The sequence below is a fragment of the Streptomyces sp. GMY02 genome, assembly GCF_019056675.1.
Taxonomy (GTDB): Bacteria; Actinomycetota; Actinomycetes; order Streptomycetales; family Streptomycetaceae; genus Streptomyces; species Streptomyces odonnellii.
In genome coordinates, this window is sequence record NZ_CP077658.1 from 4,788,421 (window position 1) to 4,802,387 (window position 13,967).

A 13,967-nucleotide genomic window follows, 5' to 3' on the forward strand; every position below is an offset into this window, starting at 1 on the left:
CCCCTTCCGCCGACACCCCTCCGGCCTCTACGGCTCCAGGACCACCTTCCCCACCGTTCCGCGTGTCTCCAGTGCCCGGTGGGCGCGAGCCGCCTCCGCCAGGGGGAAGCGCTGGACGGCCGGGCGCAGGCGGCCCGAGGCGGCTTCGGCGAGGGAGCGCTCCTCCAGTACGCGCATGTCGCCGCCCGCCTTCTGGAGCATCACCGGCCCGAGAACGCTCTCAGAGGTGATTCCGCGCTCCGCCAGTTCCTCGTCCGTGAAGGTCAGCGGCGCGCCGTCGTGCAGGCCGCTGCCCGACCAGCCGAAGACGAGGTGCTTGCCGCCCTTGGCGAGCAGGTCCACGGCCGCGCGGCCCGCCTCTCCGCCGACGGAGTCGAAGACGATGGTCGCGCCGCGGCCGCCGTGGTGGTCGCGGAGGTGGTCGCGTACCTGTACGGGCCAGTCGGGGAGGGTGTAGTCGACGGCCAGGTCGGCGCCGTTCTCGGCGACCCGCGTGGTCTTGGCGGGGCCGCCCGCGAGGCCGATGACGACAGCGCCCGCGTTCTTCGCGTACTGCACGAGCAGCGTGCCGATCCCGCCCGCGGCGGCCGGCACGAGGACGATGTCGGCCGGGCCGAGGCCGTCGGTGAACTGCAGGATGCCCATGGTCGTACGGCCCGTCCCGATCATGGCGACCGCCTCGGCCTCGTCGAGCCCGGCCGGGATCTCGTGCAGGCGGGCGGTGTCGGTGACGGCGAGTTCCGCGTACCCGCCCGGCGCCATGCCCAGATGTGCGACGACACGCTTGCCGAGCCAGCCGGGATCCGCGCCCGCTCCGAGCGACTCGACCGTACCGGCGACTTCGCGGCCCGGGACCGTGGGCAGTTCGATCACGGCGGGGTACGGGCCGCGCATGCCGCCGCGCAGCGCGGTGTCGAGGAGATGGACCCCGGCGGCGGCGACGGCGATCCGGACCTGGCCGGGGCCGGGGAGGGGGTCTTCGATCTGCTCGTACGTGAGGTTCTCGGCGGGGCCGAAGGCGTGGAGGCGGATGGCGTGCATGGCGGGCTCCCTGGGTCTGTACGGCGTGTCGCGTTCGGAACGGCCCGTACGGTGAATCCGGTGAATACGGCGTGTCCGGGTGTATCCGGGCACGGGTTCCGCGCGACTGGTCGTGGCGTGACTGGCCGTGGGCGGTTGCCGGTGGGCTCTGGGAGCAAGCCTCCGACCTCAAGCATGCTTGAGGTCAACCCCCGCCGGGCCAACGCCTTTCCGCTGCCCCGGACCTCGCTGTCCTGGACCTCGCTGTTCCGGTCCTGGCTGCTCCGGCTTCTGCTGTTCCGGCCGCCGCTCTTCCGGCCACTGCCGCTCCCGCCCCCGCTGTTCCGGTTTCTGCTGCTCCCGTCCCCGCCGATCCGGCGCCCGCTGTTCCAACTGCTTGAGCGCCAGTGATGCCGCCGCGATCCCGCTGTTGAACGACACCTCCGACAGCACGCCGGGCGCGGCGACCTCGTCCCCCGCGAGATACACCCCGTCGCCCCGGTCGATCCGAGGCCGGTCCCGCCAGGTGGTGCCCGGCAGGTCGACGGCGCCGGTACGGCCGGTCGCGAGGGCCTCGCGCCGCCACACCGTACGCCCGCGCCAGCCGGGAAAGCCCAGGTCGAGCAGGCGCTCGGCGCGGGCGATACCAGCGGCGGCCGACTCTCCCGGACCGACCGGGAACTGGCCCTGGAGCAGCTCGTGGCCGGCCGGGGCGAGGGACGGATCCTGCGCGGTGAACCGTTCCAGCCAGCCCGGGGCGTCGAGGTCCGAGACGATGAACGGGTCGCCGCCGCGTGCCCGTACCGCCAGATCGAGCAGCGCCGTACGGCCGCCGGTCCAGCGCAGACCGTCGTCCCTGAGGAGCCGGCGGGCCGCGCTCAGGGAGGTCGCAACGATCACGGGACCGCGCTCGGGCAAGGCGTCGAGCGAGTCGATCCGTACCGCCGTTTCGATTCGTACGCCCAGATTCCAGGCGTGCCCGGCCATACGGTCGGTGAGCTGGCCCCAGCCGCCGACCGGGTAGCGGGCCTCCGGGGGCAGCGCGGCGGCGCGCCGGAGCCGTTCCTGGACGAAGGCGGCGGAGAGCGAACCGGGGTCGTCGTGGAAGAGGGCGACGGCGGCGAAGTGCGCGGCGGCACGGGCGGTGTCCGGCCCGGCGAGCGCGGTGGCCCAGGTCATGAAGTCGGTGTCCACCGGCGCCTGTTGGGCCGGGCGGCGGGCGAGCCGGAACACGCCGAAGGGCGGGGTCCTGCGCAGCGCGCCGCCGCGGTGGAAGCGGAAACGGGCGGCCTCGCGCGCGGGCGGGCTCGCCATGGGGCCGAGCAGTCCGCGGCGGCGCAGCCAGGCCCAGTGGGGGCCGCGGCTGTAGAGGGCGTGCGGTCCTTCGTTGGTGAGGTACGGGCCTTCGGCGGTACGGGCGCGGCCGCCGAGGGTGTGATGGGCCTCGTAGAGGGTGACGGCGGTGCCCGACTCGGCGGCGGTGATGGCGGCGGTGAGTCCGGCGAGGCCGCCGCCGATGACGGTGATACGGGTCGCGCGGTCGCGGCGGTTACTGCGGTCGGTGCGGCTGCCGCGGTCGGTGAGGTCGGTGCGATTGACGCGGTTGCCGCGATGACTGCGGTCATCGTGGTCATTGCGGTGACTGTCATTGCTGTCATTGCTCTCATCGCTGCGGTTGCTGCGCTTGCTGCGGTCCATGGTGTGCGTCTCTCCCCTGCCGTGTCGGTATCGGTGTCGGCTGTCGCTCATGCGCCGGCCTTCGGTCGTGGTCACTCCCCGTGCGTGGCATCTGGAGGTGTGACGGATACCGGACAGCTCGATGTGACATCGGCGCGTTGTCAGTGGTGTACGTCACCATGGGGACATGGCGAGGAAGACGACGAAGAGCGGTGCGGACGGGGGCGCGGCGAGGCGGGTGGAGGCGCGTCGGGCGGAGGTGCGGCTGCCGCCGCTGAGCCCTTACGGCGGCGGGCTGGAGCCGGACGGGGATTATGACGGACTGGAGTTCAAGGACCTCGATCTGACCGGGCAGGAGGGGGCCGGCGCGCGGTTCATCGACTGCGCGCTGCGGGAGTGCGCTCTCGATGAAACGGCGCTGGGGCGGGCGCGGTTCATCGATTCCGTGCTGAGCGGTGTCCGGGGCGTGGGCACGGACCTGGCGGGCGCGTCGATGCGGGATGTCGAGCTGGTGGACGCGCGCCTGGGCGGGGTGCAGTTCCATGGCGCGGTGCTGGAGCGGGTGCTGATCCGGGGCGGGAAGATCGACTATCTGAATATGCGGAAGGCCCGGCTGAAGGATGTGGTGTTCGAGAGCTGTGTGCTCTCGGAGCCGGACTTCGGGGACGCGGAGCTGGAGCGGGTGGAGTTCCGTGACTGTGTGCTCAGGCGGGCCGATCTGACGGGGGTCCGGATGAAGGACGTCGACCTGCGGACGGTCGCCGAGCTGGATATCGCCCGCGGCCTGGACCGGCTGTCGGGCGCGGTGATCAGCTCGGCCCAACTCCTGCACCTGGCACCGGCGTTCGCGGCACAGATCGGGGTGCGGGTGGAGGACTGAACCAGAGGACTGAACCAAGGGGGTACGGAGATGAGGCCGGGCGGAGGCCGTGCCTTCAGGCACGCCGGGTCCGGGCGGGTCCGGCCGGCTTGGCGCCCTTCGGGCGTGCCGGGTCCGGGGCGGTGGCGGACCGAAGGCCCCGGCCTGGGGGGATGGACCGGGGCCTTCGTGGTGCTCCGGGGGCGCGCCTGGTGTGGGGGGAGGAGCGACTGCCCGCTCCCGACGCTGCCCCGGCACTTCTCGTCTGCCCGGAGGCCGGGGATGTACGCCTGACGATCAGGAAAACGATGCAAGGGGTGTGTGGCCGTCGGGTGCCCGCGGTGGAGGGCCTGTAGGGGGTGGGTGACGGGCCGCGCGCCGCCCTCGTACAGGCCTGTTGGCAAGCCCGTACCCGCGCAGGTCAGAAGACAGGTCAGCAGGCGAACGGGACACGGGGCGGGAGACGGGCGGGAGGCGGGTCACACGCGGGGGAAGCGGGCTTGGAGGTCCCACACGATCGGGTTGTCGGCCAGGCCTTCGTGCATGTCGGCCAGGTCCGCGATCAGATCGTGCAGGAAGTCGCGCGCCTCGCGGCGGAGCAGCCGGTGGCTGAAGGTGAGCGGGGGCTCGTCGCCCGGCATCCAGTCGGCCTCCACATCGACCCAGCCGAACCGCCGCTCGAAGAGCATCCGGTCGGACGACTCGGTGAAGTCCAGCTCGGCGTACTGCGGCGTCGCCGCGCGGCTGCCCCGCGGGTCGAGATCGAGCTGTTCGACGATGTCGCACAGCGCCCACGCGAAGTCGAGCACCGGCACCCATCCCCAGGCGGTGGACACCTCACGGTCCGCCTTGGTGTCCGCGAGATAGACGTCCCCGCAGAACAGGTCGTGCCGCAGTGCCTGAACATCCGCGAGCCGGTAGTCGGTCTGGGGCGGATCGGGAAAGCGCCGGGAGAGGGAATACCCAATGTCAAGCACCCCCCAATGCTCCCACGCCCACCCCGCACCACCCCGACCACCCCGCGCACCCCACCGGTCACCTCCGTGCGCCCGCCCACTGCCCCCGGCCGCGCGGTGCGGATCGGCTCGCAAGCCCCTGGCCTGCAGAAACGTCACCGTTCGCACGTTCGAGTGAAGGATTGCGGTTTCCTTTCCTGCTGTGCGGCCTAGGCTGGCAGTGTCGCTTGCACGAAGGAGGTCCGCCGTGGCACTGCCTGTTTCCGAATACGAGCCTTATGAGTCGTACGAGCCCGATGAGCCGTACGAAACCGAGGGCGGCGAAGTCGATTACATGCGGATGCTGCGACAGATGAAGGGAAAGATCCCGGCGATGTCAGTAGAAGCGGCCTTCGACGTGTTCAGTGCGGCTGCCCCGGTGGGGTGGCGCGTGGAATTGGTCGAAGGGGAGATCCACGTGGCGCCTCCCGCCAACGGCGAACACGAAGAAATCGTCGCTGAGATGACGGTTCAGGTGACAGTACGCCGTAAGAATCCGCAGATGCGGAGCTATTGCGGAATCGGGCTGTATGTCCCGGGTGCATCGGTTACCGGAAAGGTGGTGCCCGACCTGGTGATTGCGCCGAAGGGAAGCTTCGCAAGCGCGTCGGAGTACCACGATCCCGCGCCCGTGCTTCTGATCGCCGAGGTGACTTCGCGCTCGACCGGTGACAACGACCGGGTCAAGAAGATCCGCGGGTACGCCCGCGCAGGTATTCCCGTCTACCTCCTGATCGACAGGGAAGCCGATCAGGCCGTGCTGTGCACAATGCCATTCGGCGAGGATTACAAGCGCAAGGTTCCGTACAAGCTGTCCGAGCCGGTTCCGCTTCCCGAGCCGCTCGGGTTCGAACTGGACACCGGCGAGTTCTGAGCCGGGCGGCCGGGACCGGGGGCGCCTAGGATCGGGGGGTGGACAAGTGGCTCGGTGTGCCCCTGGCTTTTCTTCTTCCTCTCATCCTTGTTGTTCTCAGTGGCTGTGCCGGTGAGGGTGAGGTGCGGGGGCGTCCGGGGAGTGCTGGGGTGCGGGATCCTTATTTTCCTCGGCTGGGCAATGGCGGTTATGACGTGCAGCACTACGGGCTGACCCTCGACTACGTGCCCTCCACCGGCCGGCTCAAAGGCATCGCCGAGATCACCGCCCGGGCCACCCAGGATCTGAGCGCCTTCAATCTCGACTTCGCGGGGATGCGGGTCGATTCCGTGACCGTCGACGGCGACAGCGCCGCGCTCCACCGTGCCGGTTCGGAACTCACCCTGCGGCCCCGCGACGATGTGGCGCGCGGCGACACCTTTCGTACGGTCGTCCGCTACTCCGGCGTACCGCGGCGGATCGTCGATCCCGACAAGTCGCATGAAGGCTGGCTGGTGTCGGGGCAGCGGGCGGTCGGGCTGGGAGAGCCGACCGGCTCGATGGCCTGGTTCCCGGGCAATCACCACCCCAGCGACAAGGCGTCGTACGACATCCGGATCACCGTGCCGGAGGGGCAGAAAGCCGTCTCCAACGGTGAGTTGAGGAGCGAGGACACAAAGGACGGCCGCACCTCCTTCGTGTGGCACTCCGCGCAGCCGATGGCCAGTTATCTGGCGACCGTCGCGATCGGCCCGTACAAGACCGAGGCCTCCGTACGGACCGAGAAGGCCGAGAAGGCCGAGAAGGCTGGGAAAGCGCAGAAGGTCGGGGAGACAGCCGAGAGAAAAGCCGGGGAGACCGGCAAGGCGGCCAGGACCGCGGACCAGGGTTCAACACCGCTGCCCATCTACAACGCCGTCGATCCCTCCGTCGCCGCCGACAGCGCGCGGCTCCTCGCCGAGCTTCCCGCCATCGTCACCTGGCAGGAGAAGACCTTCGGGCCGTATCCCTTCTCCTCCACCGGCGTGATCATCGGGCGCAAGGGCGATTCCCAATACGCCCTGGAGACCCAGAACCGGCCCTTCCTGCCCGGTCCCACCAGCGTCGCGACGCTGGTGCATGAGATGGCCCACCAGTGGTTCGGGAATTCGGTGACCCCGAAGTCCTGGCGCGACATGTGGCTCAATGAGGGGTTCGCGGAGTACACGGAATGGCTCTGGGCCGAGCACACCGAGAAGATTCCGGTGCGGCAGAGTTTCGAAGAGGCCTACGAGGACGACGAGAACTGGGCGTTTCCGCCTGCGGAACCGCCCTCCGCCGCGCATATCTCCAACGCTCCGGTGTACGGGCGTGGCGCGATGGTCGTCCACCGGGTACGGGAGGCCGTGGGCGACGCGGCCTTCTTCCGTATCGTGCGCGGCTGGCTGGAGACTTACCGCTACCGCAATGCCGACACCAACGACTTCACGGCGTACGTGGAGCGGGAGTCGGGCCGCGATCTCGGCGCGATCTGGGACGCGTGGCTGTACGGCGACGACAGGCCCCCGCTCGACTGACCGGCGAGATCGGCCAGCCAGCCAGACGGACCGACCAGACGGACCTGCGAGACGGACCGGCCGGACTGATCAGCCAGATTGACCACTCCGCTGACCCGCTCCGCTGACCGCCCGGTCGGCCGGCCCCGGGGGAGGCCCGGGGCCAGCCGACCGAGTCGCGCTCAGAGCTTGGTCACGACGTCAGAAGCAGCCGTCACAAGCCGCTGTCAGAAGCTTCGTCAGAGGTTGACGCCGAAGTCCGTGGCGATGCCCACCAGGCCTGAGGCATAGCCCTGGCCGACGGCGCGGAACTTCCACTCCGCACCGTTGCGGTACAGCTCGCCGAAGACCATCGCGGTCTCGGTCGCGGCGTCCTCGCTCAGGTCGTAACGGGCGATCTCGCTGCCGCCGGCCTGGTTCACGATGCGGATGTACGCGTTCCGCACCTGGCCGAAGTTCTGGCTGCGGGTCTCGGCGTCGTAGATGGAGACCGGGAAGACGATCTTGTCGACATCGGCCGGCAGACCCGCCAGATTGACGTTGATCGCCTCGTCGTCGCCCTCGCCCGCGCCCGTGCGGTTGTCACCGGTGTGGACGATGGTCTGGTCGGGCGTCGACTTGTTGTTGAAGAAGACGAAGTGGCTGTCGGAGACGACCTTCCCGCCTCCGTTCACCGCGATGGCCGAGGCGTCGAGGTCGAAGTCGGTGCCGGTGGTCGTACGGACGTCCCAGCCGAGGCCGACCGTGACGGCGGTCAGGCCCGGTGCCTCCTTGGTGAGGGAGACGTTGCCGCCCTTGGACAGGCTTACAGCCATGGGGATGTCCCTTTCGTTGTCGTGTGCGGGCTTCGGGTCGTCCCGAAGTTACCGTCACCCGACATAACGCGGGCAGAGGACCGAGAGGTTCCGCGCCTCTTTACTTTCTTTACCCGGAGGGAGGACAGCGCGCGGGTACGGACCGACGGGCGCGGCGAAAAGGGGGTGACGCGAATGGCGCGGGCACGCGACCATGGGGGCATGTCCGGGCCTCCGTATGTCATCCGCGGTTCGGTCTCCCTGCCGGAGGCCGAGCTGATGTGGCGTTTCTCGCGCTCGTCGGGGCCGGGCGGACAGCATGTCAACACCAGCGACTCGCAGGTCGAGTTGCGCTTCGACCTCGCGAAGACGGAGGCGCTGCCGCAGGTCTGGAAGGACCGTGCGCTGGAGCGGCTCGCGAACCGGCTGGTGGGCGGTGTGATCGCCGTACGCGCTTCGGAGCACCGCTCACAGTGGCGCAACCGCGAGATGGCGGCGGTACGGCTGGCGTCCCTGCTGGCCGAGGCGACGGCCCCGCCGCCGCGGGCCCGCCGGAAGACGAAGATCCCACGCGGCATCAATGAGCGCCGGCTGCGCGAGAAGAAGCAGCGGGCGGAGACGAAGCGCGGCCGCACGGGCCGCGACTGGTCGTAACGGCGCGAGGGCCGCAACCCCGGCGCCGGCGCCGGTTCGGCGCGCAACCCCGCCGCCTGCTGCGCCCGTACGGGGTGACCTGCCTGGCGCTCAGCCCGTCCGCCATGCCCGTACGGTCTGACCCGCCCGGCGCTCAGCCCGTCCGCCGTGCCCCTACCGCTTGACCCGCCCGGCGCTCAGCCCGCGTACCAGCCCGTGCCGCACCCTGCCGCGTTCGTGCGGTCTGATCTGCCCGGTGTTCAGCCCCCGCACCTGCCCGTGCGCACACCGCCGTACAGGGCCTACCCCTGCCCCAGTTGCCGGTAGCGGCCCTTGAAGTACATCAGCGGGCCGCCCTCCGCGCTCGGGAGTTCCGCCGTCAGGACGCGGCCGATGACCAGGGTGTGGTCGCCCGCCTCCACCCGTTGTTCCGTACGGCACTCCAGGGTCGCCAGCGCGCCGCCGATCAGCGGGGCGCCGCTCGCCTCGCCGCGCCGGTACGGGATGTCCTCGAACAGCAGGCGGTCGCTGATCCGCCCCTTCATCGCGAACCGCCCCGCGATGTGCCGCTGGCTCTCCGTCAGGAGGAGGCGGCCCACAGGGGCTGTTCGGCGAGCAGGTCGTCCATGCGGGAGCCGTTCCGTACGCTCACCAGCACCAGCGGCGGGTCCAGGGAGACGGACATGAAGGCGGTCGCCGTCATCCCGGCGTTCTCGCCGCGCGGTCCTTCCGGGCTCAAGGGCGGTTCGTACGCCGTCACCAGCACCACGCCGGCGGCGAGCCGGGACAGGGCGGCGCGGAACTCGTCGTTGCTCACCCCCTCAGCATGGGGGAAGGCCTCGGCGTGGGGAGCGGGGGCCTCGGTACGGGAAGCGGGGGTCGCCTGGGACTGGGACACGGCCGAACGCTAACCTTGTCCGCCGCCGCCCCGCATCGGGCCACCGGACCAGGACCGGTCCTAGGACCAGCGGGACAGGCCCGGGTCCAGCGGGACCGGCCCCGGGTCCCCGGCGCGCACCGGTAACGGCGCCCACCGGCACCGGCACCGGCACACTCATCGGCAGTGGCGATGGCTACGGCAACGGCGCCGAGCCAGGGCCCGACACGGACCGCCCCCTCGGGGCGCATGTGCGACACGCCCACGGAATTTGCTTTCCGAAAACCTGGGGAGCGCTCTCAACAGGCACTCTTCCCGGTCATCTGATCATGTGACTTGAGTCACAGTGTGGGGTATTTGTTGACCCTGTGTACCGGGCGCACAGCTCGCTGTGATTCAGTGGCGATGAGAATGCAACACGAGAGCCGATGAGAATCCTGGAGTTGCTGTCGAGGTCTCGGGGAGAGCGAACAATGGAGACCGAGTCGGAGCCGTACGTCCGTCTTGCGACCCTGCGGCAGTTGCACCAGGCCGTCGCCGAACTGAACGTCGCCCGCAGCCTGGCGGACACTCTCCAGGCCGTCGCCGACGGAGTCGTCGGCGGTCTCGGCTACGAACTGGCCTGCGTCAATGTCGTACAGGCCGACGGTGACCTGGTCGTCGCCGCCTTCTCCGGCAGTGCCGCCGCCGAGGCGCTGATCACCGGCCGGGTCGGCTCGCGAGGCTCCTGGGACCGCCGTCTCTCCATGGGCGAGTGCTGGGGCGAGCTGCGCTTCATACCCCACACCGAGGGCTGGGTGCTGCTGGAGGACGACGTCCCGCAGTGGTACACCGAGGGCCCCGATCCCCGCTTCGAGGACGAGTGGCACCCGCAGGACCGTCTCTACGCCCCGATGTACGCGCGGGCGGCGGCCTCGGACGGCGTCAAGGAACTGCTGGGGGTCATCTCCGTCGACCGGCCGCGCGGTGGCCGCCGCCCCGGACCCTGGGGACAGGAAGCCCTCCAGATGTACGCGTCCCAGGCGGCGATTGCGATCAGTAACGCCCGCCTCCGAGCAAATATGCAACGCGCTCTCGTACGGCTCGAACGCGAACAGCAGGCGCTGCGGGCCAGTGAGGAATCCTTCCGTCAGGCGTTCGAGTACGCGCCGAGCGGGATGGCCGTCGCCGAGATGGGCGGGGACCAGCACGGGCGGCTGCTGCGGACCAATGACGCGCTGTGCCGGCTGCTGGGCCGCCCGGCCTCCGCGATGCGCCGCTACTCGTTCTCCGACCTGGTCCACCCCGAGGACATCGGCACCCTGCTGCGTACGTCCGCCGAGGGCGGCCGGGCCGAGCTGCGCCTCGCCCGCCGTGACGGCACGTACATCTGGGTCTCGCTCCGTAACTCCGTGGTCGCCGACACCACCGACGGCCCGCGCTTCCTGCTCACCCATGTCGAGGACATCGAGGAGCGCAAGAGCCGCGAGCTCCAGCTCGCCCACCGCGCCTCCCACGACTCCCTCACCGGCCTGCCGAACAGCGCGGAGCTGCGCTCCCGCCTCAGCTCCCGGCTCTGTTCACGCCCCCACGCCCTGCGCGAGACCGCGGTCGAGGCCCTGGACGCGGCGTACGGCGGGTACGACGGCACGGTCCTGTACGAGCCGGGGTACGACGCGTACGAGGGCTATGAGGGATACGACGGGTACGAGGAGCAGGCCGGTCTGCGCGGCGGGGTCCGCGGCGCCCTCGGGCCGGGCTCCGGCGGCGCGGCCGGCGGCGGAGGCTTCGACCACCATGTGCACATGGTCGCGCCCACCGGCGACGGCGAGACCGACGACGGTACGAAGGGCCTCGCGGTCCTCTTCTGCGACCTCGACGGTTTCAAGTCCATCAACGACCGGTTCGGCCACAACACCGGCGACGCGGTCCTGATCGAGGTCGCGCGCAGGCTGACCACCGGGGTGCGGGACGGTGACACGGTGGCCCGGCTCGGCGGTGACGAATTCGTCGTCCTCGCGGACGGCCTGGGTGCGGCGGACGCGGCGGATCTCGCCGTACGGCTGCGGAACGCGATCATCCCGCCGATCAGGGTCGACGGGCGCGCGGTCCGGGTCGGCGCGAGCTTCGGCATCAGTTGGGCGGCGTGCGGGATGTCCGTGGAGGAAGTCCTGCAATCGGCCGACCAGCGGATGTACGTGGAGAAGCGGTCGCGCAAGACGGTCCACCGGAGGGCCGGATAGTTCCGTGCGGGGCAGGAAGCGCAGGGTGGGAAGCCGAGCCGAGGTCTGGGCTGGGACGCGGGCTGGGGCCTGGGCTGGGACGCGGGCTGGGGCCTGGGCTGGGACGCGGGCCGAGACACGGGCCGGGACACTGGCTTGGGGCACGGGCCGGGGTACGGCATTTCCGGGTGCCCGAAGGCCGTCCGGCATGTATCCGGGACAGGGCTGCGACATGCCCGCGACGCGTTGTTCACCCAGGGGCGGCACAGTGGCTGCTCTCAGTCAACGCCCGTCCATGGGCTTACTCATTCGGGGTAGGCTCGGCCGGTCGGCGACGCTGGCGAGATGGTAAGGAGTGACCCAGGGATGACGGCCGGGAACAACGGCGCGAGCACGCCCGAGGACGAAGACCCGTTCGGCTATCTGTACGAGGACGGTCAGGCGCAGGGCGGCAGTCAGCGGCGCCAGGGCGGCTATGGCTACCCCGGGCCGACCGCGCAGCCCGGCGTGCCCAGGACGTCGTACAACCAGGTCAGGACGGTCGGCGAGCGCCAGTACGGACAGCAGCAGGTCCCGCCGCAGCAGGCGCAGTACGGCCAGCAGCCGCAGTACGGGCAGCCGACGGCTCCGTACGGGCAGCAGGCACCGTACGGCCAGGGCCAGGCGCCCTACGGTCAGCAGTCGAACGCGCACTACGCGGCCCCCGAGACCCACCCCGGCGGTGCCACCACCCGCCAGGTGCCGGCCTCGCGCGGCGGTGGCCGTGGCGGTCCCAACACCAAGGGCCTGCTGATCGGCGCGATCGCGGTCGTCGTGGTGGTCGTGATCGGTATCACGGCCGCGGTGCTCTCCAGCGGCGGTGACAAGGAGAACAACGACGCGGCCCCGACCGACGGCGCCTCGGCTCCCGTGTCCCAGCCGGCCGACGGCAACGACAACAAGCCGAGCGACGCCGCGTCCGACCAGTCCGACAAGGGCATCCAGCTTCCCAAGCAGGACGCGGCGACCCTCAAGCTGGGACCGCCGGCCGCCCTCGCTACGGACATCAAGGGCGCCGAGGGCACGAACGGTTCGTATGTGACGGGCTTCAACGCCGTCGGCGCGTCGGTGACGTGGACCGCGGACATCGAGAAGGCCGGTTCGTACGCCCTGTCGGTGCGCTACGCCATCCCGGCCAAAGACGCGAACGCGACGCTGACCGTCAACGGCGAGGCCAATTCCAACCCCATCGGGCTGAAGAACTTCATCCATTCGAATGACCCGAACTGGGAGAAGAACTGGCAGACCACCTGGGCGCCGGTCGACCTCAAGGCGGGCGAGAACACCATCAAGATCTCCTGCGAGCAGGGCAACCAGTGCGACGCCATTCTCGACTGGCTGGAAGTCACGCCTCCGAAGGGCTGACGGCCTGATCGGCGGTCACTTGATCGACGGCCATCTGATCGACGGTCGACCGAGGGACCGCTGTTCGAGGGGCCTCTGTCTGAGGACCGACCACCCGTAGAAAACCCGCCACCGTCCCGGCCATCGCCTCGCGAGCCGGGACGAGGTATTTCCGGGGGTCGACCACCGAGGGACGGGCCGCGAGGTACTCCCGTACGGCACCGGTGAAGGCCGCGTTCAGGGCCGTACCGACGTTGATCTTGACCATGCCGGCCGCGATCGCCCGGCGGATCTCCTCGTCGGGGACGCCGGAGGAGCCGTGCAGGACGAGCGGTACGGGGACGGCCGCGCGCAGAGCGGCGATCAGGGCGTGGTCCAGGGCGGCGGTACGACGGGTCATCGCGTGGGAGGAGCCCACCGCGACCGCCAGCGCGTCCACTCCGGTCGCGGCGGTGTAGGCGGCGGCCTCTGCCGGATCCGTACGGACACCGGGGGCGTGAGCGTCGAGGGCGGGTGCGGTCAGCGGCGACTCACCGGGGGACCTTTCGCCCGGGGACCTTTCGCCAGGGGAGGGTGCGCTCGGGGACGGTACGCCCGGCTGCGATTTGTCGGCGGACGGTTCGCCCGGGAAGGGTTCCCCCGGCGGCGGTTCGCTCGGGGACGGGTCGCCGTCCTTGCCGCCGACCGCGCCCAGCTCGGCCTCGACCCAGATGCCCTGCTCATGGCCCCAGCGCACGGCGTCGGCGGTGGCCCTGAGGTTCTCCGCGTACGGCAGTTTCGACGCGTCGAACATCACCGAGCTGAAGCCCGCACCGGGCGCGGCCCGCAGCAGGTCAGCCGACTCGACATGGTCCAGGTGGAGGGCGAGGGGTACGGAGGAGGCGTGGGCGATTGCCACCGCGGCGGCGGCGATGGCGCGCGGCTCGCCGCCGTGGAACCTCACCGCGTTCTCCGATATCTGGAGGATCGCGGGGGCGCCGGCCCGCTCGGCGCCCGTCGCGATCGCTTCGGCGTGCTCCAGGGTGATGACGTTGAAGGCGGCGATGCCGTGGCCGGCGGCAGCGGCGGCCGTGACGAGTTCTCCGGTGCTGGCGAGTGGCATGGGCCCTCAGTTCCGTTGTGCTTGTGTGCTTGTGTGCT

The 13,967-nt window shown here is 70.5% G+C and carries 11 protein-coding genes and 1 pseudogene; 6 read left to right on the forward strand and 6 right to left on the reverse strand.

Going from position 1 to position 13,967, the window contains the following annotated elements:
• Positions 1 to 27: 27 nt before the first annotated feature.
• Complete coding sequence (locus KQY30_RS20295; protein WP_217308054.1) at positions 28 to 1,041, reverse strand: zinc-binding dehydrogenase; 1,014 nt, start codon at positions 1,039 to 1,041, stop codon at positions 28 to 30.
• A gap of 168 nt (positions 1,042 to 1,209) precedes the next feature.
• Complete coding sequence (locus KQY30_RS20300) at positions 1,210 to 2,718, reverse strand: NAD(P)-binding protein (RefSeq protein ID WP_217308055.1); 1,509 nt, start codon at positions 2,716 to 2,718, stop codon at positions 1,210 to 1,212.
• 166 nt (positions 2,719 to 2,884) lie between these two features.
• Between KQY30_RS20300 and KQY30_RS20305 the strand changes: the two genes are divergently transcribed.
• Positions 2,885 to 3,577 carry a pentapeptide repeat-containing protein gene (locus tag KQY30_RS20305; RefSeq protein ID WP_217308056.1) on the forward strand — a complete coding sequence of 231 codons (693 nt, stop codon included), beginning with the start codon at positions 2,885 to 2,887 and terminating at the stop codon, positions 3,575 to 3,577.
• A 458-nt stretch (positions 3,578 to 4,035) separates the two neighbouring features.
• Here KQY30_RS20305 and KQY30_RS20310 read toward each other — a convergent pair whose 3' ends face one another.
• Positions 4,036 to 4,533 (reverse strand): hypothetical protein, encoded by a 498-nt coding sequence (locus KQY30_RS20310; RefSeq protein ID WP_217308057.1) that lies wholly within the window; start codon positions 4,531 to 4,533, stop codon positions 4,036 to 4,038.
• A gap of 226 nt (positions 4,534 to 4,759) precedes the next feature.
• On the opposite strand from KQY30_RS20310, the gene KQY30_RS20315 reads away from it, so the two are divergent.
• Both KQY30_RS20315 and KQY30_RS20320 read left to right on the forward strand, forming a co-directional pair.
• Positions 4,760 to 5,425, forward strand: a complete 666-nt coding sequence (locus KQY30_RS20315) for a Uma2 family endonuclease (RefSeq protein WP_254407240.1) — start codon at positions 4,760 to 4,762, stop codon at positions 5,423 to 5,425.
• Between the two features lie 38 nt (positions 5,426 to 5,463).
• Positions 5,464 to 6,960, forward strand: a complete 1,497-nt coding sequence (locus tag KQY30_RS20320; RefSeq protein WP_217308058.1) for a M1 family metallopeptidase — start codon at positions 5,464 to 5,466, stop codon at positions 6,958 to 6,960.
• Positions 6,961 to 7,178: 218 nt separating this feature from the next.
• On the opposite strand, the gene KQY30_RS20325 is transcribed toward KQY30_RS20320, so the two are convergent.
• Positions 7,179 to 7,754, reverse strand: a complete 576-nt coding sequence (locus tag KQY30_RS20325; RefSeq protein ID WP_217308059.1) for a TerD family protein — start codon at positions 7,752 to 7,754, stop codon at positions 7,179 to 7,181.
• Positions 7,755 to 7,955: 201 nt separating this feature from the next.
• On the opposite strand from KQY30_RS20325, the gene arfB reads away from it, so the two are divergent.
• Positions 7,956 to 8,387: an alternative ribosome rescue aminoacyl-tRNA hydrolase ArfB gene (gene arfB / locus KQY30_RS20330; protein WP_046506243.1), complete on the forward strand. Its 432-nt coding sequence runs from the start codon at positions 7,956 to 7,958 to the stop codon at positions 8,385 to 8,387.
• Between the two features lie 281 nt (positions 8,388 to 8,668).
• On the opposite strand, the pseudogene KQY30_RS20335 reads toward arfB, so the two are convergent.
• Positions 8,669 to 9,183 (reverse strand): annotated as a pseudogene (locus KQY30_RS20335) (flavin reductase family protein).
• 533 nt (positions 9,184 to 9,716) lie between these two features.
• Between KQY30_RS20335 and cdgB the strand changes: the two are divergent.
• Together cdgB and KQY30_RS20345 are read left to right on the forward strand one after the other, a co-directional pair.
• Positions 9,717 to 11,465: a diguanylate cyclase CdgB gene (gene cdgB / locus KQY30_RS20340; RefSeq protein ID WP_217308060.1), complete on the forward strand. Its 1,749-nt coding sequence runs from the start codon at positions 9,717 to 9,719 to the stop codon at positions 11,463 to 11,465.
• 345 nt (positions 11,466 to 11,810) lie between these two features.
• Positions 11,811 to 12,848: a CBM35 domain-containing protein gene (locus KQY30_RS20345; protein WP_217308061.1), complete on the forward strand. Its 1,038-nt coding sequence runs from the start codon at positions 11,811 to 11,813 to the stop codon at positions 12,846 to 12,848.
• On the opposite strand, the gene KQY30_RS20350 is transcribed toward KQY30_RS20345, so the two are convergent.
• Entirely contained in the window at positions 12,829 to 13,929 is a 1,101-nt protein-coding gene (locus KQY30_RS20350; RefSeq protein ID WP_217308062.1) for a class II fructose-bisphosphate aldolase, read from the reverse strand. The two genes, KQY30_RS20345 and KQY30_RS20350, sit on opposite strands and share 20 nt — an antisense overlap.
• Positions 13,930 to 13,967 lie beyond the last annotated feature (38 nt).